This window comes from Streptomyces sp. AC627_RSS907, from assembly GCF_019049165.1.
The window spans coordinates 1-652 of the sequence record NZ_JAGMUE010001557.1; the positions used below are offsets into that span (position 1 = coordinate 1).

Here is a 652-nt window from a genome sequence, read left to right on the forward strand (position 1 = left end):
CGGCATGCGCGAGCTGTTCGCGTTCGTCAAGGAGCCGGGGCGCTCGGTGTGGGCGGGCATGCGCGAGGTGAAACCCGGCAACCTGGTCGTGCTGGACCGCTCGGGCCTGCGCGAGCGCGCGTACTGGCGACTGGAGGTCGCCGAGCACCGCGACGACACCGAGACCACCGTACGCCGCGTGCGCGAGCTGCTTGAGGACAGCGTCCGGCACCAGGTGGTGGCCGACGTGCCGCAGTGCGTCCTGCTCTCCGGCGGGCTCGACTCCAGCGCCCTGACCGCCCTGGCCGGGCGCCACCTGGCCGAGCGGGGTGAGCGGACCCGTACCTTCACCGTCGACTTCGAGCAGCCCGAGGCGTTCCGCCCCGACGAGCTGCGCGGCTCGCAGGACGCCCCGTTCGCCCGCGAGGTGGTCGAGCACGTCGGGACCGTGCACCACGACATCCGGCTCGACCACCAGGAGTTGGCCAACCCCGAGGTGCGGCGGGCCACGGTCACCGCCCGCGATCTGCCGTTCGGCTTCGGCGAGGCGGACAACTCGCTGTACCTGTTGTTCAAGGCGGTGCGCGAGCACTCGACGGTGGCCCTTTCGGGTGAGTCGGCGGACGAGATCTTCGGCGGCTACCCGTGGTTCCACCACCCGACGGTAAAGCAG

1 protein-coding gene is annotated in these 652 nt (G+C 71.6%); it reads left to right on the top strand.

Going from position 1 to position 652, the window contains the following annotated elements:
• On the top strand, window positions 1–652 hold a 652-nt coding region (locus tag KUM32_RS42975), incomplete at both ends, for an asparagine synthase-related protein (RefSeq protein WP_254406833.1).